Raw genomic sequence first — 23,062 nt, forward strand, 5'->3', positions numbered from 1 at the left:
TTCGTGTCAACAAGAATTCGAAGTTTCTTTTTCTTGCCGATCCGCGCCCGGAGCCTTCTACAACCTACCCCCGAGCACACCGCCGATACCGCCCTCTCCAGCTTCCTTCGCGTTCATCGAATCGCGAAGGAACGGAATTCTAGTGAGCGGAATCGAGGAGCGCAAGCGCTTTCTCACATGAACGTCACCGATGCTTGAAAACCGGCTTACGCTTTTCAACAAACGCCGCCATGCCTTCCTTCTGATCCTCCGTCGCGAACAGAGAATGGAACAGACGCCTCTCGAAATGAACACCTTCTGCGAGCGTTGTCTCGTAAGCGCGATTAACAGCCTCCTTGGCCATCATCACGGCGGGCAGCGAGAAGCCGGCGATGATCGTCGCCGCTTCGACGGCCTCGTCCAGAAGGCGATCCGCCCCGACGATGCGCGACACCAGCCCCGCCCGTTCGGCCTCGCTCGCGTCCATCATGCGCGCAGTCAGGCACATATCCATCGCCTTGGCTTTCGATACAGCGCGCGGCAAGCGCTGCGTGCCGCCCGCTCCCGGAATCACGCCGAGCTTGATCTCGGGCTGACCGAACTTGGCCGTGTCGGCGGCGATGACGATGTCGCACATCATCGCGAGTTCGCAACCTCCGCCGAGCGCAAAACCCGCGACCGCGGCAATGATCGGCTTGCGAATCGTGCGGATCGTTTCCCAGTTACGCGTGATGTAGTCGCCCTTGTAGACATCCATATAGGAGTAGCCGGCCATCATGCCGATGTCCGCACCCGCCGCGAACGCCTTTTCGCTGCCGGTCAGCACGATTGCGCCGATGTCTCCATCGGCGTCGAATGCCTTGAGCGCGACGCCCAGTTCGTCCATCAGCGCGTCATTCAGCGCGTTCAGCGCTTTCGGACGATTCAGCGTAATCAGTCCGACCCGACCACGCGTCTCGACCAGCAGATTCTCGTAAGCCATTCGCTCCTCCTTGCGATCCTCAGGTAAGCCCTAATGAAAAGTCATTCGTCACTGCATCTCGATAATGCTACCATCACCAACCAACCGGTCGGTTAATTATTCGGCCTGGCACCTTTCCCTCGTTCTTCTCTTCTCGCGACCATGACACATCCGCTATTCACGAAGCACGAAGCGACGCTCGACAAAGCGCTCGCAGCCATCGAAACGCGCGGCTACTGGAGCCCGTTCGCCGAAATGCCGAGCCCCAAAGTGTACGGGGAAACGGCCAGCGCCGATGGAGAGGCAGCATTCAAAGCTCATCTCGGCAAGACTTTCGAACTCGATCAGCCTTCGACGGGCGAAACGGTCGGGAAGGAGCGTTCGCCGTTCGGCATCGCGCTGGACGTCCGCTATCCGAAGGCCGATCCCGACGCGCTGACTCAAGCTGCGGCCAAGGCGCAGTCCGCCTGGCGCGCCGCCGGCCCGAAGGCTTGGGTGGGCGTGAGCCTCGAAATCCTGTCGCGCCTGAACCGCGCCAGCTTCGAGATCGCGTACGGCGTGATGCACACGACCGGCCAGGCATTCATGATGGCATTCCAGGCCGGTGGCCCGCACGCGCAAGACCGGGCGCTGGAAGCCGTCGTCTATGCGTGGGACCAGCTACGTCGCATCCCCGCCGAAGCGCACTGGGAAAAGCCGCAAGGCAAAAATCCGCCGCTCGCGATGCAAAAGCGCTTCTCCATCGTCCCGCGCGGCACGGGGCTTGTGCTCGGCTGCTGCACGTTTCCGACCTGGAACGGCTATCCCGGCATGTTCGCCGATCTCGCAACCGGCAACGCCGTCATCGTCAAGCCGCACCCCGGCGCGATCCTGCCGCTCGCGATCACCGTGCGAATCGCGCGTGAAGTGCTTCGTGAGGCCGGCTTCGATCCGAACGTCGTCACGCTCTTGGCCACCGAACCCAACGACGGCGCGTTGGTCCAGGAACTCGCCGTGCGTCCCGAAATCAAGCTCATCGATTTCACGGGAAGCACGCAAAACGGCACCTGGCTCGAGCGCAACGCGCATCAGGCGCAGGTCTACACCGAGAAGGCGGGCGTGAATCAGATCGTCATCGATTCCGTGGACGACATGAAGTCCGCCGCGCGCAACATCGCCTTCTCACTCGCCCTCTATTCCGGTCAGATGTGCACCGCGCCGCAGAACATCTACGTGCCGCGCAATGGCATCCGCACCGCCGAAGGCCAACTGAGCTTCGATGACGTCGCGAAAGCGCTCGCGGGCGCCGTCGAAAAACTCGCATCCGATCCGGCCCGCGCCGTCGAGCTCACGGGAGCGATTCAGAACGATGGCGTCGTGGAACGCGTCACCGAAGCGCGCAAGCTCGGCGACATGCTGCTCGACAGCCAATCTCTCACGCACCCTGCGTTTCCCGAAGCCCGCGTTCACACACCCCTCATGCTCAAGCTCGACGCGCGCACCGACGAAGCGAAATTCACCAAGGAATGGTTCGGCCCGATTTCGTTCGTCGTCGCGACCGACTCGACCGCGCAATCGCTCGAACTCGCCGGGTCGATCGCGCGCACGCACGGCGCCTTGACGTTCTCGGTCTACAGCACCGACGACAAGGTGATCGAAGCCGCGCACGAAGCAGCCATTGAAGGCGGTGTCGCGCTCTCGATCAACCTCACCGGCGGCGTCTTCGTCAATCAGACCGCGGCATTCTCCGACTTCCACGGCACGGGCGCGAACCCCGCGGCCAACGCAGCGCTTTCGGATGCAGCTTTCGTCGCAAATCGCTTCCGAGTAGTGCAAAGCCGCGTCCATGTTGCACCGAAGGCCGCGTCGGCGGAAGCTGGCCAGACGGCATAAGCCAATCGACACAAACGATCCAAAGGCCGGATCGCCGTGCAAACGGCTTATGCCATTCGGCCTAATGGAAAGCTCGCGGTCGCGCGGCTAGTATCGGATGCAAGGAATGGCGGCGAGCACGCGCCGCCGCAGCCGGATTCGTCGAGAGAGGAAATGTAATGACAGAGAAGTCCGTGTTCTTTCACGTCGATGTCGAGACGCGCGTCGCGACGTTGACGCTCAATCGCCCCGACAAACTGAACAGCTTCACGCGCGAGATGCATCGCGAGTTGAACCAGGCGCTCACTGAAATAGAAGCGGGCAATGCGCGCGCGCTCGTCATCACCGGCGCGGGTCGCGGCTTCTGCGCGGGACAGGATCTCGCGGATCTGGATTTCACGCCTGGCTCGATGTCGGATCTGGGCGATCTCATCGACGAGCACTTCAATCCGCTCGTGCGCAGGCTTCAGGCCTTGCCGATGCCGGTCATCGCGGCAGTGAACGGCACGGCCGCTGGAGCCGGGGCGAATCTCGCGATGGCGTGCGACTTCGTCGTCGCGGCGCGCTCGGCCAGCTTCATTCAGGCATTCGTGAAGATCGGCCTCCTGCCCGATTCGGGCGGCACATGGCTGCTGTCGCGCCGCGTCGGTGAGGCGCGTGCGCTCGGGCTCGCGCTGACGGGCGAAAAACTCAGCGCCGAGAAGGCGGAGGCGTGGGGCATCGTGTGGCGCGTCGTCGACGATGCCGAGCTGCAGCAAGCGGCCGCGCAACTGGCCGCCCAACTCGCGCAGCAGCCGGCGCGCGCGGTCGTCGCGATCAAGAAAGCGATCCGCGCGAGCGCGAACAGGACTTTCGACCAGCAGCTCGATCTCGAACGCGATCTTCAGCGCGAGCTCGGTGCGTCGCCGGATTACATCGAAGGCGTCGCCGCGTTCAAGGAGAAGCGCGCACCGCGCTTCGAAGGTCTGTGAGAACCGAATCGAACTGGAGATATCTGTGACGCCACAACAACTCGCGGAAGCCACGGCGAAAGCCATGTACGAAGCGGACGCATGCTCGCGCGCGCTCGGCATCGAGCTGATCGAAGTCCGGCCCGGCTATGCGCGTCTGCAAATGGACGTGCGCCCCGACTTTCTGAACGGCCATGCGATTTGCCACGGCGGCCTGATGTTCACGCTGGCGGACTCCGCGTTCGCGTTCGCCTGCAACTCGTACAACATCAGCACGGTCGCGGCGGGCTGCTCGATCGAGTTTTTGCGGCCCGTGCAGGGCGGCGATCGCCTGACTGCCGAAGCGATCGAGCAAACGCTGAGCGGGCGCACGGGTATCTACGATATCCGCGTGACGAATCGCGAAGGCGAGCCGGTCGCGATGTTCCGCGGCAAGTCGGCTCAGATAAGAGGCAACGTAATTCCCGTGTGACGGACTCGTTCATATAACGGACGCGGCATCTAAAAGCCGCGCCGCGTAGTCAGCATCAAGGAGACAGCAATGACCACATCGCTGCCGCTCGATCCGATCGAGAAGGCGAGCCGCGACGAACTCGCGGCGCTGCAGCTCGAGCGTCTCAAATGGACGCTCAAGCATGCTTACGAGAACTCGCCGGTTTATCGGCGCAAGTTTGACGAAGCAGGCGTTCATCCGGATGACGTCACGTCGCTCTCGGATCTTGGCCGTTTTCCGTTTACGACCAAGAAGGATCTGCGCGACAACTATCCGTTTGGCATGTTCGCGGTTCCGCAGGAGCGGGTCTCGCGCATCCACGCGTCATCGGGTACGACGGGGAAGCCGACTGTCGTCGGCTACACGGCGCAGGATCTGGACAACTGGGCGAACGTCGTCGCACGCTCCATTCGGGCGGCCGGCGCACGTCGTGGCGACAAGGTGCACGTGAGTTACGGCTACGGCCTCTTCACCGGCGGACTCGGCGCGCACTACGGCGCCGAGCGCGCGGGACTCACCGTCATTCCGTTCGGCGGCGGCCAGACGGAGAAGCAGGTGCAACTGATCCAGGATTTTCGGCCGGACATCATCATGGTCACGCCGAGCTACATGCTGTCGATCGCCGATGAACTGGAGCGCCAGGGCATCGATCCGGCAAGTTGCTCGCTGCGCATCGGCATTTTCGGCGCGGAGCCGTGGACGAACGACATGCGCCGCGCGATCGAAACGCGCATGGGCATCGACGCCGTCGACATCTACGGACTCTCGGAAGTAATGGGGCCGGGCGTGGCATCGGAATGCGCGGAGACCAAGGACGGCCCGACGATCTGGGAAGATCACTTCTATCCCGAGATCATCGATCCGGAAACCGGCGAGGTGCTGCCCGACGGCGAATTCGGGGAACTCGTGTTCACGTCGCTCACGAAGGAAGCGCTGCCGATCATCCGCTATCGCACGCGCGATCTGACGCGCCTTCTGCCCGGCACCGCTCGCACGATGCGACGCATGGAGAAGATCACCGGCCGCTCCGACGACATGATGATCGTGCGCGGCGTCAATGTTTTCCCGACGCAGATCGAGGAGTTGCTGCTCAAGCGCCCGGTACTCGCGCCGCACTATCAGATCGTGCTCACCAAGGAAGGCCCGCTCGACGTACTCACGCTGAATGTCGAGCCTTGCCCCGAATCCGCGCCGGATGTGACCGCGCTCGAAAACGCGAAGTCCGCGCTCGCCTACGACATCAAGGCGCTGATCGGTGTGAGCGCCGTGGTGAACGTGCTCGCGGTGAACGGCATCGAACGATCCGTCGGCAAGGCGCGGCGCGTGATCGACCGGCGCAACGTCGCGTCGTGAAGCAAAAAGCTCGCGAGCCATGATGGCCGCGAGCTTTTTGTGAAGCTGCCGGGAAACCAGCGATATCAGGAATTGGGCAGCAATAGCCACATCCTGCCGCCCTGCTTCATGCGCCCGGCGAGATCGCCGGCATCGTCCCCCAGTCCCCAGAAATAGTCCGCGCGCACACCGCCTTTGATCGCCGAACCGGTGTCCTGCGCGAAAACGAGGCGATTCATCGGCTGATTGCTGAGCGGACGCGTGGTCTGCAGGAAAACGGGCGTGCCGAGCGGAATCGCCGACGGATCGACGGCAATCGAACGCTCCGGCGTCAACGGCACGCCGAGCGCGCCGACGGGACCGTCGCCGAGACTTGCGGACACCGTTTCGTTAGCGGGCATCTCGCGGAAAAAGACGAAGCGCGGGTTCACGTCGAGCAGTGCGTCGACGCGCGCCGGATTCGCCTTCGCCCATGCTTTGATGCCTTGCATCGTCGCCTGTGCGGGCGTGAGTTCTCCGCGATCGAGCAATTCCTTGCCGATCGAGCGATACGGCTGGTTGTTGGTGCCGCCGAAGCCGACGCGCATCACGCTGCCGTCTTCCATGACGACGCGCCCCGAACCCTGCACCTGCAGAAAGAACGCTTCGATCGGATCGTCGACCCACACGAGTTCGTTGCCGTTCAACGCGCCCGAACGTTCGAGCTGCGCGCGCGCGGGAAGCGCCGAACCGGGCTTGTATCGATACGGCCACCGGTACAACGCATACTGATAAATCCCGTGACGCGTGCGCGACCCGCGCAGAAGCGGCTCGTAGTAGCCGGTCACGAGACCGTCGAGCGTGCCGTCGGTGTTGGCGAGCTGAAATGGCGTGAAATAGGCTTCGAAGAAGCTGCGCGCCGCCGACATGTCGAGGTCGTCGAGCCGCTCGGCCGCCGCGCACGCCTTCTGCCAGTTGGCCTGTCGCGAGAGCCGGTTGCAGTTCTGGCGCAGCGCGGCGGTCGCGCCGATCAGCGAATCGTCCTGCCAGCCCGGCACCTGCTGCCAGCTCACCGCAGTCAGGCGCGAAGCGGCGCGCTGTCCGGTGATGATCGGCGTGCCGGTCGCCGTCGCAGGCCCCGGCTTCACGTAATTGCCGCCGCCGCACGAGGCGAGCAGGACAGCGGTTGCAATCGATGCGGCCCAGGCCGCTGCTCGTGCGGCCGGCCGCACGAAGCGCATACAATGCTCGTTCTTGATGGGAACCGCCATGTCTGATCTGTTCGACGAATATCCAATGCTTATTTTTGCGCTCGAGTCGCTCGTGGCGCTCGCCTTGCTGGTCTTCATCGTCGTATGGACGGCATCGGGCAAGAAGAAGAACCAGAACCGCTCGAACGATCCCGCGAAACGGCGCTGATTCGCGCCGCCTGCCGCTGTTTCGCTCAGTGGAGCGTGCGCGGCATATGCAACGCAAATTCCGCTACGGGCGCTTCGAAGCGCTCGCCGTCTTCGGCCACGCAGAAATACTCGCCGCGCATCGTGCCGACCGGCGTCGCGATCACCGCCCAGCTCGTGTATTCGAACTGCTCGCCCGGCGGCAACAGCGGCTGATGCCCGACGACGCCCAGCCCCTTCACTTCCTGAACGTGATCGTTGCTGTCGGTGATGATCCAGTGCCGCGAGATCAACTGCGCCGCCACCTGGCCGGTATTGCGGATCGTCAGCGTGTAGGCAAATGCGTACTGCCTGCTATCCGGGTCTGATTGGTCCGGCAAATACCGCGTCTCCACGGAAACGCTGAATTCGTACTGGCTCATCGTTGTTCCAATTCCAATTCGATCGGCCGCTTGGCCGCCAGACACGGGCGCGCCGGCGCGCGGCCATTGGTCTGGCATTCTGCTTGATGCGCGCGGCGCCCGCAACACGATTGGCGTCCCGCCGCCACATCCGCGCGCCATCCGTTGGCCATTCGGACGAGGGACTCCGCGGAAAACGCGGGTTAAAATCACGGCTTTAGGTCGCTACCCGCATACGTCCATGGCGCAATTCCACATCGCTCCCAGCATCCTGTCCGCCGACTTTTCCCGCCTCGGCGAGGAAGTCCGCAACGTCGTCGCCGCCGGCGCCGACTGGATCCACTTCGACGTCATGGACAACCACTACGTGCCGAACCTGACGATCGGTCCGATGGTGTGCGAGGCTATCCGCCCGCACGTGGACGTGCCCATCGACGTGCATCTGATGGTGCGCCCGGTCGACCGCATCGTGCCCGATTTCGCGAAGGCCGGCGCCAATGTGATCAGTTTTCATCCGGAAGGTTCGGATCACATCGACCGCACGCTGTCGCTGATCCGCGATCACGGCTGCAAGGCGGGCCTCGTTTTCAATCCCGCCACGCCGCTGATCTACCTCGATCACGTAATGGACAAGGTCGATCTCGTGCTCATCATGTCGGTGAATCCGGGTTTCGGCGGGCAGTCGTTCATTCCCGAGGCGCTCAACAAGGTGCGCGAGGCACGCGCGCGCATCGATGCGTATCGGGATCGCACGGGGCGCGAAATCCATCTGGAAGTCGATGGCGGCGTGAAGGTCGACAACATCGCGGAAATCGCGGCGGCCGGCGCGGATTCGTTCGTCGCGGGATCGGCCATTTTCGGCAAGCCCGACTACAAGGCGGTCATCGACGCAATGCGCGCCGAACTGGCGAAGGTGGAATCTGGAGCGAAAGCATGAGTGAGATCGCAGCGGCGCAATCGCCCTTCGTGAATCGTCCGATCCGCGCGGCGATCATCGACCTCGACGGCACCATGGTCGACACCGCCGACGACTTCGTCGCGGCACTGAATGCAATGCTTGCGCGCATCGCCATCGAACAGCCGGTCACGCGCGATGAAGTCACGGGCTATGTCGGCAAGGGTTCGGAGAATCTGATCCGCAGCGTGCTCGCCGTGCGGCTGTCGCCGTCGCAGGCGGTCGCGCAGTTCGACGACGCGCTCGCGATCTATCAAAGCGAATACGCGAAGGTCAACGGCAAGCACTCGACGCTATTCCCCGAAGTGAGGGAAGGCCTCGAAGCGATGCGTGAAAGCGGCGTCGCGCTCGCATGCGTGACCAACAAGCCGCATCGCTTCGCCGTGGAGTTGCTTGCGCACTTCGGCATTGCGGATTTCTTCAAGGTGATTCTCGGCGGCGACTCGCTGCCCGCGAAGAAACCCGATCCACTCCCGATGCTCACCGCATGCGAACGACTGGACGTCTTGCCGCGCGAGACCGTGGCGGTCGGCGATTCGGAAAACGACGCGCTCGCGGGCCGCGCGGCCGGCCTCGCGACCTTGACCGTTCCGTACGGTTACAACCATGGGAAGCCTGTACAGTCGGTGAAATCCGATGGTATAGTTTCCTCGCTGCGCACCGCAGCATCGGCGATTGCCGCCACCTTGGCGCCGCCGGACAACACACTGACTGAATAAGTCCATCCATTCATGTTTCTCAACAGAAAACGGAGTCTGAGCAGCATCGACCGGGGAGCCTGGCCCTGGCGTCGCTGGTCGCGCTAACCTCGCCCGAGGTGCGCTGAAGCCGTCATGCGTGATCGCGCTTCAGCATCCGTTTTTTGTTTCGCTGCGCATACCCGCGCCGTTTCCGTTGAATCGTCGTATATCGAACCTCGCTCACGCACGCGTCGTGTAGTGCCGCGAGTCGTCCTGTCCGCTTCCGCAAATCGAAGCGGCGGGGCCGTCGTATGCGATCATCACGAGATTCGACCGACCGCAGCGCCCTGCACTCCCCGATACCGCGCCACCCAGAAAGCGCGCATCGCTCAAGGATCGCAACATGACCGAACTCGAATTCCAATCGCTGGCGAACGAAGGCTTCAATCGCATTCCGCTCATCGCCGAAGCCCTCGCCGACCTCGAAACGCCGCTCTCGCTCTATCTCAAGCTCGCGCAGACCGAGCGCAACGGCGCGAACTCGTTCCTGCTGGAGTCCGTCGTGGGCGGCGAGCGTTTCGGGCGCTACTCGTTCATCGGTCTGCCGGCCCGCACGACCGTGAGCGTGCGAAACGGCAAGACGCAAGTCGTGACCGATGGCAACGTCGTCGAAACGGATGAAGGCGATCCGCTCACGTTCATCGAGCAATATCAAAAGCGCTTCAAGGTCGCGACGCGGCCCGGCTTGCCGCGCTTTTGCGGCGGTCTCGCGGGCTACTTCGGTTACGACGCGGTGCGCTACATCGAGAAGAAGCTCGCGCACAGTGCGCCGCCCGACGATCTCGATCTTCCCGACATCCAGTTGCTGCTGACCGAAGAAGTCGCGGTCATCGACAACCTCGCGGGCAAGCTTTATCTCATCGTCTACGCCGATCCGACCAAGCCGGAAGCGTATGCCAAGGCGAAGCATCGGCTGCGCGAACTGAAGGCGCGTTTGCGCGTGACGGTTCAACCGCCGGTGACATCCGCGAGCGTGCGTACGGAAACGTTCCGCGAATTCAAGAAGGACGATTATCTGAACGCCGTGCGCCGCGCGAAGGAATACATCGCGGCCGGCGAACTGATGCAAGTGCAAGTCGGCCAGCGGCTCATCAAGCCGTTTCGCGACAATCCGCTTTCGCTGTATCGCGCGCTGCGTTCGCTGAATCCGTCGCCGTATATGTACTACTACAACTTCGGCGGCGAAGTGCACGTGGTCGGTGCATCGCCGGAAATTCTCGTGCGTCAGGAAAAGCGCGCCGACGATCGCATTGTGACGATTCGTCCGCTCGCAGGCACGCGCCCGCGCGGCAACACGCCCGAACGCGACGCCGAACTCGCCACCGAACTGCTTAACGATCCGAAGGAAGTCGCCGAGCACGTCATGCTGATCGACCTCGCGCGCAACGACGTCGGCCGCATCGCGCAGACCGGGTCGGTCACCGTGACGGACAAACTGGTCATCGAAAAATACTCGCACGTCCAGCACATCGTGAGCTCGGTCGAAGGCAAGCTCAAGGAAGGCATGAGCAATTTCGACGTGCTGCGCGCCACCTTCCCTGCCGGCACGCTGTCCGGCGCGCCGAAGGTTCGCGCGATGGAACTCATCGACGAACTCGAGCCGATCAAGCGCGGCTTGTACGGCGGCGCTGTCGGGTATCTGTCCTTCAGCGGCGAAATGGATCTGGCCATCGCGATCCGCACCGGTCTCATCCACAAGGGCAATCTCTATGTTCAGGCGGCAGCGGGCGTCGTCGCCGATTCGGTGCCCGAATCCGAATGGCAGGAAACGGAGAACAAGGCGCGCGCCGTGCTGCGCGCCGCCGAGCAAGTGCAAGACGGCCTCGACAGCGACTTCTGAGGAGACAAGACCATGCTGCTGATGATCGACAACTACGATTCCTTCACCTACAACCTGGTCCAGTACTTCGGCGAACTCGGCGAGGACGTGCTCACGTATCGCAACGACGAAATCACGCTCGACGAAATCGCGAAGCTCAACCCCGAGCGCATCTGTCTTTCGCCGGGACCGAGCAATCCGCAACACGCGGGCATCACGCTCGACGTGTTGCGTGAGTTTTCCGGCAAGCTGCCCATTCTCGGCGTGTGCCTCGGCCATCAGGCAATCGGCGAGGCGTTCGGCGGACGCGTCGTGCGCGCACAGACGATCATGCACGGCAAGGTGAGCCAGATCGAAACCGACTGTAAAGGCGTGTTCGCCGATCTTCCCAAACACTTCAACGTGACGCGCTATCACTCGCTCGCTATTGAGCGCGAGTCTTTGCCCGACTGTCTGGAAGTGTCCGCGTGGACGCCCGACGGTGAAATCATGGGTGTTCGTCACCGTGAACTGGAAGTGGAAGGCGTGCAGTTCCATCCGGAATCGATTCTTTCCGAGCACGGCCACGCGCTGCTCGAAAACTTCGTGAAAAACTCTTCGACCGGAAAGCGAGCCTGACGACATGACCATCACCGCACAGGAAGCGCTGCAGCGCACGATCGAACATCGGGAAATCTTTCACGACGAAATGCTGCATCTGATGCGCCAGATCATGCGCGGCGAGATGTCGCCCGTCATGGCCGCCGCGATCATCACCGGCTTGCGCGTGAAGAAGGAAACCATCGGCGAAATCGCCGCTGCCGCGACCGTCATGCGCGAATTCGCGAATCACGTCGAAGTGGCGGACAACTCGAATTTCGTCGATATCGTCGGCACGGGCGGCGACGGCTCGCACACGTTCAATATCTCCACGGCATCGATGTTCGTCGCGGCCGCGTCGGGCGCGAAGGTCGCGAAGCACGGCAACCGCGGCGTGTCGAGCAAATCCGGCAGCGCGGACGTGCTCGAAGCCCTCGGCGTGAACATCGATCTGACACCGGAACAAGTGGCCGCTTCCATTGCCGAAACCGGCATGGGCTTCATGTTCGCGCCGAATCATCATCCGGCGATGAAGAACATCGCGCCCGTGCGCCGCGAACTCGGCGTGCGGACCATCTTCAATATTCTCGGGCCGCTGACGAATCCGGCCGGCGCGCCGAATCAGCTTCAGGGCGTGTTTCACGAAGACCTCGTCGGTATTCAGGTGCGCGTGATGCAGCGTCTCGGCGCGAAACACGTTCTTGTCGTGTACGGCAAGGACGGCATGGACGAGGTGTCGCTCGGCGCCGCGACGAAAGTCGGCGAGCTGAAAAACGGCGAAGTCACCGAGTACGAGATTCATCCGGAGGATTTCGGCCTGCAGATGGTGTCGAATCGTTCGCTGAAGGTGCAGGACGCGCAGGAATCGAAGGCAATGCTGCTAGGCGCGCTGAACAACAAGGCGGGCGTCGCGCGCGAGATCGTCACATTGAATGCGGGAACCGCGCTTTATGCCGCGGATGTCGTCGATTCGATCGAAGCCGGCATGGCCGCCGCGCGCGAAGCGATCGAGAGCGGCGCGGCGCGCGAGAAGGTCGAGACGCTCGTGAAGTTCACGCAGCAATTCGCAAAGAAATAACGGAACCCGAACGGAAGCCGACATGAGTGACATTCTGGATCGCATCATCGCGGTCAAGCGCGAGGAAGTCCGCGCTGCCGAACAAAGCGCGCCGCTCGAAGAGCTGAAGCTCGAAGCCAGTTCGCGCGACCTGCGCGATTTCGTCGGCGCATTGCGCGCGAAGCATGCGGCGAATCAGGCGGCGGTGATCGCGGAAGTGAAGAAGGCGAGCCCGTCGAAAGGCGTGCTGCGAGAGGATTTCGTACCCGCCGACATCGCGCGTTCGTACGAAAAAGGCGGCGCCGCATGCCTTTCCGTGCTCACCGACGTGCAGTTCTTCAAGGGTAGCGTCGCGTATCTGGAGGAAGCACGCGCGGCGTGCAGTCTGCCGGTGCTGCGCAAGGACTTCATCATCGATCCGTATCAGATCATCGAAGCCCGCGCGATGGGCGCGGACTGCATTCTGCTGATCGCCGCCGCGCTCGAACTCTCGCAGATGCAGGACCTCGAAGCCTACGCGCACTCGCTCGGGCTCGCGGTGCTGGTCGAAGTCCACGACGCCGACGAACTGCGCGACGCGCTCACGCTGAAGACGCCGCTCATCGGCATCAACAATCGCAATCTGCGCACGTTCGAAACGACGATCGAAACGACCATCGGCTTGCTGGAGCAGATTCCCGATGACCGCATCGTGGTAACGGAATCCGGCGTTCTGTCGCGCGTCGATGTCGACCGGCTGCGCGCGATGCGCGTGCATACGTTCCTCGTCGGCGAAGCGTTCATGCGCGCCGACGATCCGGGCGCCGAACTCGCGCGCATGTTCTTCTAAATCTCATCGACGGGAACCGCATGGGCATCGAACGGGAATTGAAACTCGCGCTCGCGCCGTCGCAACACGACGACGTGGCGCGCTTCTTCGACGAACGCACCGGCGCGGGCAAGCCGATCGAGCTTGCCAACGTCTACTTCGACACGCCGGACTGCGCGCTCGCGAAGGCGAAATCCGCGCTGCGCCTGCGCCGCACGCCGGAGCAATGGCTGCAGACGTTCAAGACGCTCGGCAAATCGGTGGCTGGCCTGAGCAACCGGCACGAGTGGGAGTTGCCGGTGCAAGACGAAGCGCTCGAAATCGATGCGCTCATTGCCGCCTGCGACAACGACGCCGCGCGCGAAGCGCTGGAACGCGCCGCGCCGGACCTGATCGCGCTGTTCAAGACCAATTTCAGGCGCATCGTCTGGGACATCGAGCGCGAGGGTTCGCATATCGAAGTCGCGCTGGATCGCGGCGAAATCACGGCGGACGTCGACGGCACGACGCGTCGCGCGGATATCAGCGAGCTGGAGCTGGAACTGAAATCCGGCGAGGAAAGCGCGCTTTCGGTGCTCGCGGCGGAATTGCGCGGCGCGTTTCCCGAGATCGTTCCCGAAGACCTCAGCAAGGCGCAGCGCGGCTATCTGCTACGCGAGCCGCCCGAAGGCAAGAACCGCAACGCATGAATCAGCAGCCTTCCCTTTTCGCGGATAACGAAGCCGCGAACGCGTCGTCGAACTCCACGACGCTCGAAAGCCAGTTCGACGCGCTGCCCGCCGACTGGCGCCGCCATCTGAGGCCGTTCATCGACAGCAAGCATTACGCGGCGTTGTGCGCGTTCGTCGATGCCGAGCGCGCCGCCGGCAAGACCGTCTATCCCGCCGATGTCTTCCGCGCGCTGCGCCTCACGAGTCCTGCCGACGTGAAGGTCGTCATCCTCGGACAAGACCCGTATCACGGCGAGGACAAAGGCGCGCCGCAAGCGCACGGCCTCGCGTTTTCGGTGCCCGCACCCGTGCGCCCGCCGCCGTCCTTGCGCAACATCTTCAAGGAGATTCACGCGAGTCTCGGATTTCCCGCGCCCGCGCACGGTTGCCTCGATTCGTGGGCCAAACAAGGCGTGCTGCTGCTGAACACGTCGCTGACGGTCGAGCGCGATAAAGCCGGAAGCCACGCGAAACGCGGCTGGGAACAATGCACCGACACGCTGATCCACGAAATGGCGCAGCGTCACGATGGCCTCGTGTTCATGCTGTGGGGCGCACACGCGCAGGCGAAGCGCAAGCTGATCGACGACACGCAGAAGGCGCATTGCGTGCTGGAGGCGGCGCATCCGTCGCCGTTGTCGGCGTATCGCGGATTCTTCGGCTGCGGGCACTTCGCGCTCGCGAACGAATATCTGACGAAGCACGGACGCGCGCCGATCGACTGGCGTCTGCCCGCCGAGCCTGAATTGCTCGCCTGAAACGCAAAAAACCCCGCCACGCGGGGTTTTTCTTCGATACGAAAGCGCTTAAACCGCTGCGATCGCCTCACGCGCCGACGCGAGTGCCGCGCCAGCCGCTTCCGGTCCCATGTTCAGGCCTTCGGCGTAGATGAAGTTCACGTCCGTCATGCCGAGGAAGCCGAGGAACGTCTTGAGGAACGGCGTCTGCGAATCGTTCGGCGTGCCTGCGTACTTGCCGCCGCGCGCCGACACCACGTACACCTTCTTGCCCTTCACGAGACCTTCCGGACCATTCGCGGTGTAGCTGAACGTGATGCCCGCACGCGCGATCCAGTCGAAATACGTCTTCAGTTGCGACGAGATGCCGAAGTTGTACAGCGGCGCTGCGATTACGACGATATCCGCGGCTTGCAGCTCGGCGATCAGCGCTTCGCTCTTGGCGTTGATCGCGGCTTGCTCGGCGGTGCGCTGATCGGCGGGCGTGAAGAACGCGCCGAGCGTGGCGTCGTCGAGATGCGGCAGCGCGTCGCCCAGCAGATTGCGCACGACCACCTTCGCGCCCGGATTGCTTTGTTGCAGTTTCGCGGTCAGTTCGTCGGCGAGCAGCGTCGATTGAGCGCCTTGCGAACGGGCGGCGGAGTTGATCTGGAGAATCGTCGTCATGATGGCTTCCTGTCTCTGAGAGGTTCGGGCGCACTCGGCGTCCCGTTAGGAAGCATTCTTCTCATTTCGACCTTCGGGAAAAAGCCGTCAGATCGTGACGGATCGTTGCACCGATAGAACAATCCGCCACATATTCCGGCAATCAGCCTTTCAGCCAGCGCTCGCGCCATTGTTTCGACGGACCCCGACCGTCGATGGCCGTCAGCACGTAACGCGCGACTTCCGGTCCGTCCAGCTTGACCTCGGTGCGGCGCAGCTCGTCGCGACGGAACGCGTGCACCTCCACTTTCGCGCCCGGCAGATAACGCGACAGCAGCGCATCGAGATTCGAGCCGTTGACGCGCAGTCCGTCGATCGCGACGAGCACATCGCCCGCCGACAATCCCGCCTTCTGCGCCGCGCTGCCTTCGTGGACGACGGCCAGCGTGCAATCCGCGCCGCCACGCACGCGCGCGCCGAGCGACGGCTTGACGGCCGCGCCGTTGCCCGGGAGATCGGGGGCGAGCGCGATGCCGAACGGCTCGAAAAGCGCATCGAGCGGCAAATCGCGCGTGCCGCGCACGCCGTCGCGGAACAGCGAGCGCAGGTCAGCGCCGGTCGCTTCGGCGAAAAGCGCCTCGACGTCTTCCTCCGCAATGCCGCGCCCCTTGCCGTTGTAAAACTCGCGACCGTAGCGCTGCCAAAGCAGACGCATCACGTCGTCGAGCGACTTGCGGTTGTCGGTCTGCGCGCGAATCGACAGATCGAACGCCAGCGCGACGAGCGAGCCTTTCTGGTAATAGCTGACGATCGCGTTCGACGCGTTTTCGTCGGCGCGGTAGTACTTCACCCAGGCGTCGAACGAGCTTTGCGCGACCGATTGCTTGAACCGCCCGGAGCCGCGCAGCACGCCGCCGATCGTCTTGCCGAGCAGACTGAAATAATCGCCGGCGGAAATCAGGCCGCTGCGCACGAGCATCAGATCGTCGTAGTACGACGTGAAGCCTTCGAAGAGCCACAAGAGCGTCGTGTAATTTTCCTGCGACAGATCGTACGGCGCGAACGTCGCCGGCTTGATCCGCTTCACGTTCCACGTATGGAAATACTCGTGGCTGCACAGGCCGAGATACGTGCGATAACCCTCGGTCGTTTCCGGGCGGCCCTGCACCGGCAGATCCGTGCGATTGCAGATGAGCGCCGTCGATGCGCGATGCTCCAGCCCGCCGTAACCATCGCTGACGGCGACGGTCATGAACACGTAGCGATCCATCGGCGCTTTCTTCGTGCGCGGCTCGAAGAGCGCGATCTGCGCTTCGCAGACGCGCTTCAGGTCGGCGGCGAGCCGGTTCATATCGAGATTGACGACGCGCCCCGAAATCACGATGTCGTGCTTCACGCCGTGCGCGCTGAAACTGCCGAGCGCGAATTCACCGAGCGTGACCGGATGGTCGACGAGTTCGTCGTAATTCGCCGCTTCATAGGCGCCGAAACCGTAGCGCTTCGTGCCGCGCGCTTCTGAAAGCGCCGTCGCGACGCGCCAGTTGCGATACGCGCCGCCCTGCGGCGGTTCGATATCGACGACGCACGGCGCGCCCGACTGCCCTTCCACCGCGAGGAACGTGCTCGTGCCGTTGAAGAAGCCGACGGTGTCGTCGAGATGCGCGGCGCGCACCGACATGTCCCACGCGTAGACCTCGTAGCGCAGCGTGATCGGGCCGTCGGTCGGCGCGGCTTGCCACGCGTGCTTGTCGATCTTTTCGATGGCGATCTTGCGGCCCGCCGCGTTGAACGCCTGCAGCGTCACGATGTTGCGTGCGAATTCGCGGATCATGTAGCTGCCCGGAATCCAGACCGGCAGCATGAAGCGCTGGCCGGCCGGATCGGGAACGGCTACGGTCAGCGTCACTTCGAAGAGATGCGCGGCGGGATTTTTCGGAACGATGCGGTAGCGGACGGGCTGCACCGTTTGCAAAAGCGTAGTCATCTCGATGTCCTTTGTTCTTGTTCTGGGCGCGTCGATCTTGAACGAACCGCGCCCGGCGCCTTGCTTGTTTACGCTGCGCTTTCGGAAAAGCAAGGCCGTAAAAACACAGGAGGCGCATGACGCGCCTCCCTTCTTCGTTTCGGACCGCGCTCAGCGCACGGCGGACAGTTCCTTTTCGAGCCGGTCGGCGGGCACGGCGCCTGGCAGACGCCGGCCATCGGCGAGGAATACGGTCGGCGTGCCGGTGACGTTCATCGCGCGGCCGAGCTTTAGATTCTTGTCGATGGCGGTCGTATCGCACGATGCCGACGCGGTCGGCGCCTTGTGATCGAGCATCCAGCTTTCCCACGACACACCGCGATCCTGCGCGCACCAGATCGACTTCGACTTGGCCGTCGAATCGGGCGAGAGCACCGGATACAGGAAGGTGTAGACCGTCACGTTGTCGATCGACTTCAGCGTCGATTCGAGTTGCTTGCAGTACGGGCAGTTCGGATCGGAAAACACCGCGATCTTGCGGCTGCCGTTGCCCTTCACGACCTTCACCGCGTTCTCGAACGGCAGCTTCGCGAAGTCGATCTTGTTGGTTTCGGCAAGCCGCGCCTCGGTCAGGTTCTTGCTGTTCCGTGTATCGACGAGATCGCCGATCAGCACGTAATTGCCGCTCGCGTCGCTATACACGATCTGCGAGCCGAGATTCACCTCGTAGAGACCGGGAATCGGCGTCTTTTCGATGCTCTTGATGGTCGCGTCGCCCATGCGCGATTCGAGCGCCGACTTGAGCTTGTCGGTGGTCTGATCGGCCTGCGCCGAACAGCCGACGCCGAGCGTCACGGCGAGCGCCGCGGCCGTCGCCAGGGCCAGTCTGAGGGTGGTTTTCATGCGGTTTCCTGTGAGTCGTGCGGCATCGCGCCCGAGAAAGTGAGATTGTTTCAGCCGAGCGCCGCCGAGACGAGCCAGCGCTTGATGAGCGGCTGCGCGCCGACGAACGCCATGCCGGTGTTGCGGACCGCGCGCGCGAGCGTACCCGGCACGGCGAAAAGCCGCTGCAGGCCGTCGGTCGCGAACATGAGCTTCTGGATGTCTTCACGGCGCGCGCGTTCGTATCGGCGAAGGAGGATCGGATCGCCGAGATCGCGGAACGACTCCTTGTTCGCGATGACGTCCGCGAGCGCGGCGACGTCGCGCAGGCCGAGGTTCATGCCCTGCCCCGCGAGCGGATGAATCAGATGCGCGGCATCGCCGACGAGCGCAACACGCGGCGCGACGAGTTTGTCGACGGTTTGCAGCCCGAGCGGAAAGCCTTGCGCCGGCGTCACGCAATCGAGCGTGCCGAGCTGGTTTTGCGTTGCCGTTTCGACTTGCGCGGCGAGTTGCGCCGGATCGAGCGCGAGCAGTTCGTCGGCGTGTTCGGTGCGCGCGGACCACACGAGCGAAACGTGATCGCCCGGCAGCGGCAAGAGCGCGATGATTTCGGTATCGCGGAACCATTGGTACGCCGTTTCGCCGTGCGGCTTTTCGGCCTTGAAATTGGCGACGACGCCCGTCTGCCGATAATCGCGCCGATTCATCTTCGCGCCCATTTGCGCGCGCACCCACGAATGCGCGCCGTCCGCGCCGACGATCAGATCCGTCTCCAGCATTTCGCCGCTCGCGAGTGCAATGTGCGCGGCGTCGGTTTCGACCGTCATGCCCTGCGCGCGCGATTCGAACCACGAAAGACTCGGCGAAAAGCGCAACGCGGCATCGAGCGATTGCTCGATCAGCGACGATTCCACGATCCACGCGAGCTGCGGCACCGACGCCTGAAACGCCGAGAAGTGCAATTCCGCGTGGGCATCGCCGAACACGCGCATGTCGAAGACGGGACCGAGCCGCGAACGATCGAGCGCCTGCCAGACGCGCAGACGCTCCAGCAGCGCCTGCGAGCTCGACGACAGCGCGTAGATGCGCGAATCGAACGCCGCGCCCGGCGGCAGGCCAGCCGCGCGCGACGCGACGAGCGCGGTGCGCAGCCCGGATTGCGCGAGCGCGAGCGCCGCCGTCTTGCCGACGAGCCCGCCGCCGACGACGATAGCGTGAAATTTCAGTGGATGCGGAGTCATCCGGGCATTATAGCCGTGGGGTTCGAACGGGTTTGCGAGCCGGCGGCGGCGCTTGCCCGCGACGGTGCGGCGGTACAATAGCGGTTTGCCTGGCCGCCGCACGCGGCCGTAGCGTGGCGGGCGGTTCTCGCCCGCTCATTGCGCACCATTTTTGACGAAACCCGCGCGGCCCGCGCCGTCTTACCAGTTCGAAGGATTCCATGAGCCTCCAATGCGGCATCGTCGGCTTGCCTAATGTCGGCAAGTCCACTCTTTTCAATGCGTTGACCAAGGCGGGCATTGCCGCCGAGAACTATCCGTTCTGCACCATCGAGCCGAACGTCGGCGTGGTCGAAGTGCCGGACGCGCGCCTCAACGCGCTCGCCGAAATCGTGAAGCCCGAGCGCATCCTGCCGGCGGTCGTCGAATTCGTCGATATCGCGGGGCTCGTCGCCGGTGCGTCGAAAGGCGAAGGCCTCGGCAATCAGTTCCTCGCGAACATCCGCGAAACCGACGCGATCACGCACGTCGTGCGCTGCTTCGAGGACGAGAACGTGATCCACGTCGCGGGCCAGATCGATCCGATTGCGGATATCGAAGTCATCAATACTGAACTCGCGCTCGCCGATCTGGCGACGGTCGAAAAAGCGCAGGCGCGCTATTCGAAGGCGGCGAAGTCGGGCAACGACAAGGAAGCGATCAAGCTCGTCGCCGTGCTGGAAAAAGTGCGCGCGCAGCTCGATCAGGCGAAGCCGGTGCGCGGCCTTTCGCTGACGGAAGAAGAACTGCTGCTCATCAAGCCGTTCTGCCTGATCACGTCCAAGCCGACGATGTACGTCGCGAACGTGAAGGACGACGGCTTCGAGAACAACCCGCATCTCGACGCGGTGCGCAAGCATGCGGAAGCGGAAAACGCGCCGGTGGTCGCGGTGTGCGCGGCGATCGAAGCGGAAATCGCCGATCTCGACGATGCCGACAAGCTCGAATTCCTCGCCGACATGGGCATGGACGAGCCGGGCTTGAATCGCGTGATTCGCGCGGGTTTCAAGCTGCTCGGCCTGCAGACGTACTTCACGGCGGGCGTGAAGGAAGTGCGCGCGTGGACGATTCATATCGGCGATACGGCGCCCCAGGCGGCGGGTGCCATTCACACGGATTTCGAGCGCGGGTTCATTCGCGCGCAGACCATCTCGTTCGATGACTACATCGCATATAAGGGCGAGCAAGGGGCGAAGGAAGCCGGGAAGATGCGCGCCGAAGGGAAGGAGTATGTCGTGCACGACGGGGATGTCATGAATTTCTTGTTTAACGTCTGACGCGCGACGTAAAGAAACGTCAAAGCTGCTTGCCTCGCGAAGCGGAGTGTCTTTTCATGGACACTCCGCTTTTTTCTTGCGCGGACGAGACAACGCAGCAACGCTGCGATCGACAAAAACAACGAGACATAACCACGAGATGCAGAGACACGCACTGCGCGCATTCACAGCTTTCACGCTGATCGCGGCGAGCTCGCTCGCAACGTCCGACGCCTTCGCCTATCGCGGCAACCCGTACCAGTATCAACCGCAGCCCGACGAGTCCGATCTCGACAACCACGGTCATTACGTCAACCGCGACGGCAACGTCGTCCACTCGCCCGCGCGCACGCGCTCCGGCGCTGTCCCCGCGGGCGCGACCGCGCAATGCCGCGACGGCTCCTACAGCTTCAGCCAGCATCACAGCGGCACATGCTCGCGGCACGGGGGCGTAGCCGCCTGGCAATGACCGCCTCCACCGCGAAGTACAATGCCACCTAATCCCGCCTGCGCGAAACGCCACGGCGGGAACGCGCGAATCCGCGCCACCGAACATCCTCGCGCGCCGAACCGGGCGCCCCGCATTCATCCATCCAGCTAGGACAACATGGCCCAATACGTCTTCACCATGAACCGCGTCGGCAAGATCGTCCCGCCGAAGCGTCAGATCCTGAAAGACATCTCCCTTTCGTTCTTCCCCGGCGCCAAAATCGGTCTGCTCGGCCTGAACGGTTCCGGCAAATCGACGCTCATCCGCATCATGGCGGGCGTCGACAAGGACATCGAAGGCGAAGCCACGCCGATGCCCAATCTGAACATCGGCTATCTGCCGCAGGAGCCGCAGCTCGATCCGCAGCAGACCGTGCGTGAAGCCGTCGAAGAAGGTCTCGGCGATGTCTTCCTGGCGCAAAAGAAGCTCGACGAAATCTACGCCGCCTACGCCGAACCCGACGCCGATTTCGACGCGCTCGCCGCCGAACAGGCGAAGTACGAAGCCATCCTCTCGACGAGCGATGGCGGCAGCCCCGAGCAGCAACTCGAAGTCGCCGCCGACGCGCTGCGCCTGCCCGCGTGGGACGCGAAAATCGAACATCTGTCGGGCGGCGAAAAGCGTCGCGTCGCGCTGTGCAAGCTGCTGCTGCAAAAGCCCGACATGCTGCTCCTCGACGAACCGACCAACCACCTCGACGCCGAATCCGTCGAATGGCTCGAACAGTTTCTGACGCGCTATCCGGGCACCGTCGTCGCGGTGACGCACGATCGCTACTTCCTCGATAACGCCGCCGAATGGATTCTCGAACTCGACCGCGGACACGGCATTCCGTGGAAGGGCAACTATTCGAGCTGGCTCGATCAGAAGGAAGACCGCCTGAAGCAGGAAGAGGCGAGCGAATCCGCGCGTCAGAAGGCGATCAAGAAAGAACTCGAATGGGTGCGGCAGAATCCGAAGGGACGTCAGGCGAAATCGAAGGCGCGTATCGCGCGATTCGAGGAACTCAACAGCCAGGAATACCAGAAGCGCAACGAAACGCAGGAAATCTTCATTCCGGTCGGCGATCGCCTCGGCAATGAAGTCATCGAGTTCAAGAACGTCAGCAAGGCGTATGGCGACCGCCTGCTCATCGACAACCTGAACATGAAGATTCCGGCGGGCGCGATCGTCGGCATCATCGGGCCGAACGGCGCGGGTAAGTCCACGCTCTTCCGCATGCTGACCGGCAAGGAGCAGCCGGATTCGGGCGAAATCGTCAAGGGACCGACGGTCAAGCTCGCGTACGTCGATCAGAGCCGCGATGCGCTCGCCGCCGACAAGACCGTCTTCGAGGAAATCTCCGGCGGCGCCGACGTCCTCACGGTCGGCAAATACGAAACGCCGTCGCGCGCGTATATCGGCCGCTTCAACTTCAAGGGCAGCGATCAGCAGAAACTCGTCGGCAATCTGTCCGGCGGCGAGCGCGGACGTCTGCATCTGGCGAAGACGCTCATCGCGGGCGGCAACGTGCTGCTGCTCGACGAACCGTCGAACGACCTCGACGTCGAAACGCTGCGCGCGCTCGAAGACGCGCTGCTCGAATTCGCCGGCTCCGTGATGGTGATTTCGCACGACCGCTGGTTCCTCGACCGCATCGCGACGCACATCCTCGCGTTCGAGGGCGATTCGCACGTCGAATTCTTCGACGGCAACTATCAGGAATACGAGGCCGACAAGCGCAAGCGTCTCGGCGAGGAAGCCGCGAAGCCCAAGCGTCTGCGCTACAAGCCGATCACGCGCTAACGTCTGACGAAATAGCCTATGCGGGCGCGCG

23 protein-coding genes are annotated in these 23,062 nt (G+C 63.2%); 15 read left to right on the top strand and 8 right to left on the bottom strand.

The genetic code is table 11. The annotated features are described in order from the left end of the window. Positions 1-184: 184 nt before the first annotated feature. Positions 185-961, bottom strand: a complete 777-nt coding sequence (locus QCE58_RS13830) for an enoyl-CoA hydratase (protein WP_008344444.1) — start codon at positions 959-961, stop codon at positions 185-187. Between the two features lie 141 nt (positions 962-1,102). Here QCE58_RS13830 and paaN point away from each other — a divergent pair, with 141 nt between their 5' ends. The 4 genes from paaN to paaK all read left to right on the top strand — a co-directional run bounded on the left by paaN (position 1,103) and on the right by paaK (position 5,587). Further along, positions 1,103-2,812, top strand: a complete 1,710-nt coding sequence (paaN, locus tag QCE58_RS13835; protein WP_250481666.1) for a phenylacetic acid degradation protein PaaN — start codon at positions 1,103-1,105, stop codon at positions 2,810-2,812. Between the two features lie 158 nt (positions 2,813-2,970). Next, positions 2,971-3,762 (top strand): 2-(1,2-epoxy-1,2-dihydrophenyl)acetyl-CoA isomerase PaaG, encoded by a 792-nt coding sequence (gene paaG, locus QCE58_RS13840; protein ID WP_250481667.1) that lies wholly within the window; start codon positions 2,971-2,973, stop codon positions 3,760-3,762. Positions 3,763-3,826: 64 nt separating this feature from the next. Next, the gene (gene paaI / locus QCE58_RS13845) at positions 3,827-4,213 is read left to right on the top strand and encodes a hydroxyphenylacetyl-CoA thioesterase PaaI (RefSeq protein WP_235366211.1); all 387 of its coding nucleotides are present in this window, start codon (positions 3,827-3,829) and stop codon (positions 4,211-4,213) included. Between the two features lie 69 nt (positions 4,214-4,282). Then, positions 4,283-5,587 carry a phenylacetate--CoA ligase PaaK gene (gene paaK / locus QCE58_RS13850; RefSeq protein ID WP_250481668.1) on the top strand — a complete coding sequence of 435 codons (1,305 nt, stop codon included), beginning with the start codon at positions 4,283-4,285 and terminating at the stop codon, positions 5,585-5,587. A gap of 65 nt (positions 5,588-5,652) precedes the next feature. Here paaK and QCE58_RS13855 read toward each other — a convergent pair whose 3' ends face one another. Then, positions 5,653-6,894, bottom strand: a complete 1,242-nt coding sequence (locus tag QCE58_RS13855) for a murein transglycosylase A (protein WP_250481669.1) — start codon at positions 6,892-6,894, stop codon at positions 5,653-5,655. A 95-nt stretch (positions 6,895-6,989) separates the two neighbouring features. Further along, the gene (apaG, locus tag QCE58_RS13860; protein WP_008344432.1) at positions 6,990-7,364 is read right to left on the bottom strand and encodes a Co2+/Mg2+ efflux protein ApaG; all 375 of its coding nucleotides are present in this window, start codon (positions 7,362-7,364) and stop codon (positions 6,990-6,992) included. 220 nt (positions 7,365-7,584) lie between these two features. Here apaG and rpe point away from each other — a divergent pair, with 220 nt between their 5' ends. Together rpe and QCE58_RS13870 are read left to right on the top strand one after the other, a co-directional pair. Beyond that, the gene (gene rpe, locus QCE58_RS13865) at positions 7,585-8,280 is read left to right on the top strand and encodes a ribulose-phosphate 3-epimerase (protein ID WP_008344430.1); all 696 of its coding nucleotides are present in this window, start codon (positions 7,585-7,587) and stop codon (positions 8,278-8,280) included. After that, complete coding sequence (locus tag QCE58_RS13870) at positions 8,277-9,017, top strand: phosphoglycolate phosphatase (protein WP_250481670.1); 741 nt, start codon at positions 8,277-8,279, stop codon at positions 9,015-9,017. Before rpe ends, QCE58_RS13870 begins: the two co-directional genes overlap by 4 nt. Positions 9,018-9,218: 201 nt before the next feature. Here the strand turns inward: QCE58_RS13870 and QCE58_RS13875 are convergent, their stop codons facing one another. Continuing rightward, complete coding sequence (locus QCE58_RS13875) at positions 9,219-9,383, bottom strand: hypothetical protein (RefSeq protein ID WP_160172923.1); 165 nt, start codon at positions 9,381-9,383, stop codon at positions 9,219-9,221. On the opposite strand from QCE58_RS13875, the gene trpE reads away from it, so the two are divergent. Genes trpE through QCE58_RS13905 form a run of 6 tightly spaced genes read left to right on the top strand, consistent with a single transcriptional unit; the run spans position 9,382 to position 14,769 of the window. Beyond that, the gene (trpE, locus tag QCE58_RS13880; protein ID WP_008344426.1) at positions 9,382-10,878 is read left to right on the top strand and encodes an anthranilate synthase component I; all 1,497 of its coding nucleotides are present in this window, start codon (positions 9,382-9,384) and stop codon (positions 10,876-10,878) included. The genes QCE58_RS13875 and trpE overlap by 2 nt on opposite strands. A 12-nt stretch (positions 10,879-10,890) precedes the next feature. Next, positions 10,891-11,475, top strand: a complete 585-nt coding sequence (locus tag QCE58_RS13885) for an aminodeoxychorismate/anthranilate synthase component II (RefSeq protein ID WP_034473938.1) — start codon at positions 10,891-10,893, stop codon at positions 11,473-11,475. A 4-nt stretch (positions 11,476-11,479) separates the two neighbouring features. Further along, positions 11,480-12,514 (top strand): anthranilate phosphoribosyltransferase, encoded by a 1,035-nt coding sequence (trpD, locus tag QCE58_RS13890; RefSeq protein ID WP_008344422.1) that lies wholly within the window; start codon positions 11,480-11,482, stop codon positions 12,512-12,514. Between the two features lie 22 nt (positions 12,515-12,536). Next, positions 12,537-13,322 (top strand): indole-3-glycerol phosphate synthase TrpC, encoded by a 786-nt coding sequence (gene trpC / locus QCE58_RS13895; RefSeq protein ID WP_008344421.1) that lies wholly within the window; start codon positions 12,537-12,539, stop codon positions 13,320-13,322. Between the two features lie 20 nt (positions 13,323-13,342). Then, a complete protein-coding gene (locus tag QCE58_RS13900; RefSeq protein ID WP_250481671.1) occupies positions 13,343-13,990 on the top strand; it encodes a CYTH domain-containing protein in 648 nt (215 codons plus the stop codon). Next, positions 13,987-14,769 carry a uracil-DNA glycosylase gene (locus QCE58_RS13905; protein WP_239295456.1) on the top strand — a complete coding sequence of 261 codons (783 nt, stop codon included), beginning with the start codon at positions 13,987-13,989 and terminating at the stop codon, positions 14,767-14,769. The genes QCE58_RS13900 and QCE58_RS13905 overlap by 4 nt, the downstream gene beginning before the upstream one ends. Positions 14,770-14,817: 48 nt before the next feature. On the opposite strand, the gene QCE58_RS13910 is transcribed toward QCE58_RS13905, so the two are convergent. From QCE58_RS13910 to QCE58_RS13925, 4 genes are all read right to left on the bottom strand, one after another. Further along, a complete protein-coding gene (locus tag QCE58_RS13910; RefSeq protein ID WP_008344416.1) occupies positions 14,818-15,414 on the bottom strand; it encodes an FMN-dependent NADH-azoreductase in 597 nt (198 codons plus the stop codon). A gap of 142 nt (positions 15,415-15,556) precedes the next feature. After that, entirely contained in the window at positions 15,557-17,356 is a 1,800-nt protein-coding gene (locus QCE58_RS13915; protein ID WP_250440234.1) for a M61 family metallopeptidase, read from the bottom strand. Positions 17,357-17,527: 171 nt separating this feature from the next. Then, the gene (locus QCE58_RS13920; protein WP_034473936.1) at positions 17,528-18,259 is read right to left on the bottom strand and encodes a DsbC family protein; all 732 of its coding nucleotides are present in this window, start codon (positions 18,257-18,259) and stop codon (positions 17,528-17,530) included. Between the two features lie 50 nt (positions 18,260-18,309). Then, positions 18,310-19,482 carry a UbiH/UbiF family hydroxylase gene (locus QCE58_RS13925; protein WP_239295457.1) on the bottom strand — a complete coding sequence of 391 codons (1,173 nt, stop codon included), beginning with the start codon at positions 19,480-19,482 and terminating at the stop codon, positions 18,310-18,312. Between the two features lie 200 nt (positions 19,483-19,682). Here QCE58_RS13925 and ychF point away from each other — a divergent pair, with 200 nt between their 5' ends. The 3 genes from ychF to ettA all read left to right on the top strand — a co-directional run bounded on the left by ychF (position 19,683) and on the right by ettA (position 23,031). Beyond that, complete coding sequence (gene ychF / locus QCE58_RS13930; protein WP_008344409.1) at positions 19,683-20,777, top strand: redox-regulated ATPase YchF; 1,095 nt, start codon at positions 19,683-19,685, stop codon at positions 20,775-20,777. A gap of 139 nt (positions 20,778-20,916) precedes the next feature. Continuing rightward, positions 20,917-21,225 carry a DUF3761 domain-containing protein gene (locus QCE58_RS13935; RefSeq protein WP_250481672.1) on the top strand — a complete coding sequence of 103 codons (309 nt, stop codon included), beginning with the start codon at positions 20,917-20,919 and terminating at the stop codon, positions 21,223-21,225. 138 nt (positions 21,226-21,363) lie between these two features. After that, complete coding sequence (gene ettA / locus QCE58_RS13940; RefSeq protein WP_008344405.1) at positions 21,364-23,031, top strand: energy-dependent translational throttle protein EttA; 1,668 nt, start codon at positions 21,364-21,366, stop codon at positions 23,029-23,031. Positions 23,032-23,062: the final 31 nt, after the last annotated feature.

Source organism: Caballeronia sp. LZ028 (assembly GCF_031451415.1).
Taxonomy (GTDB): domain Bacteria; phylum Pseudomonadota; class Gammaproteobacteria; order Burkholderiales; family Burkholderiaceae; genus Caballeronia; species Caballeronia zhejiangensis.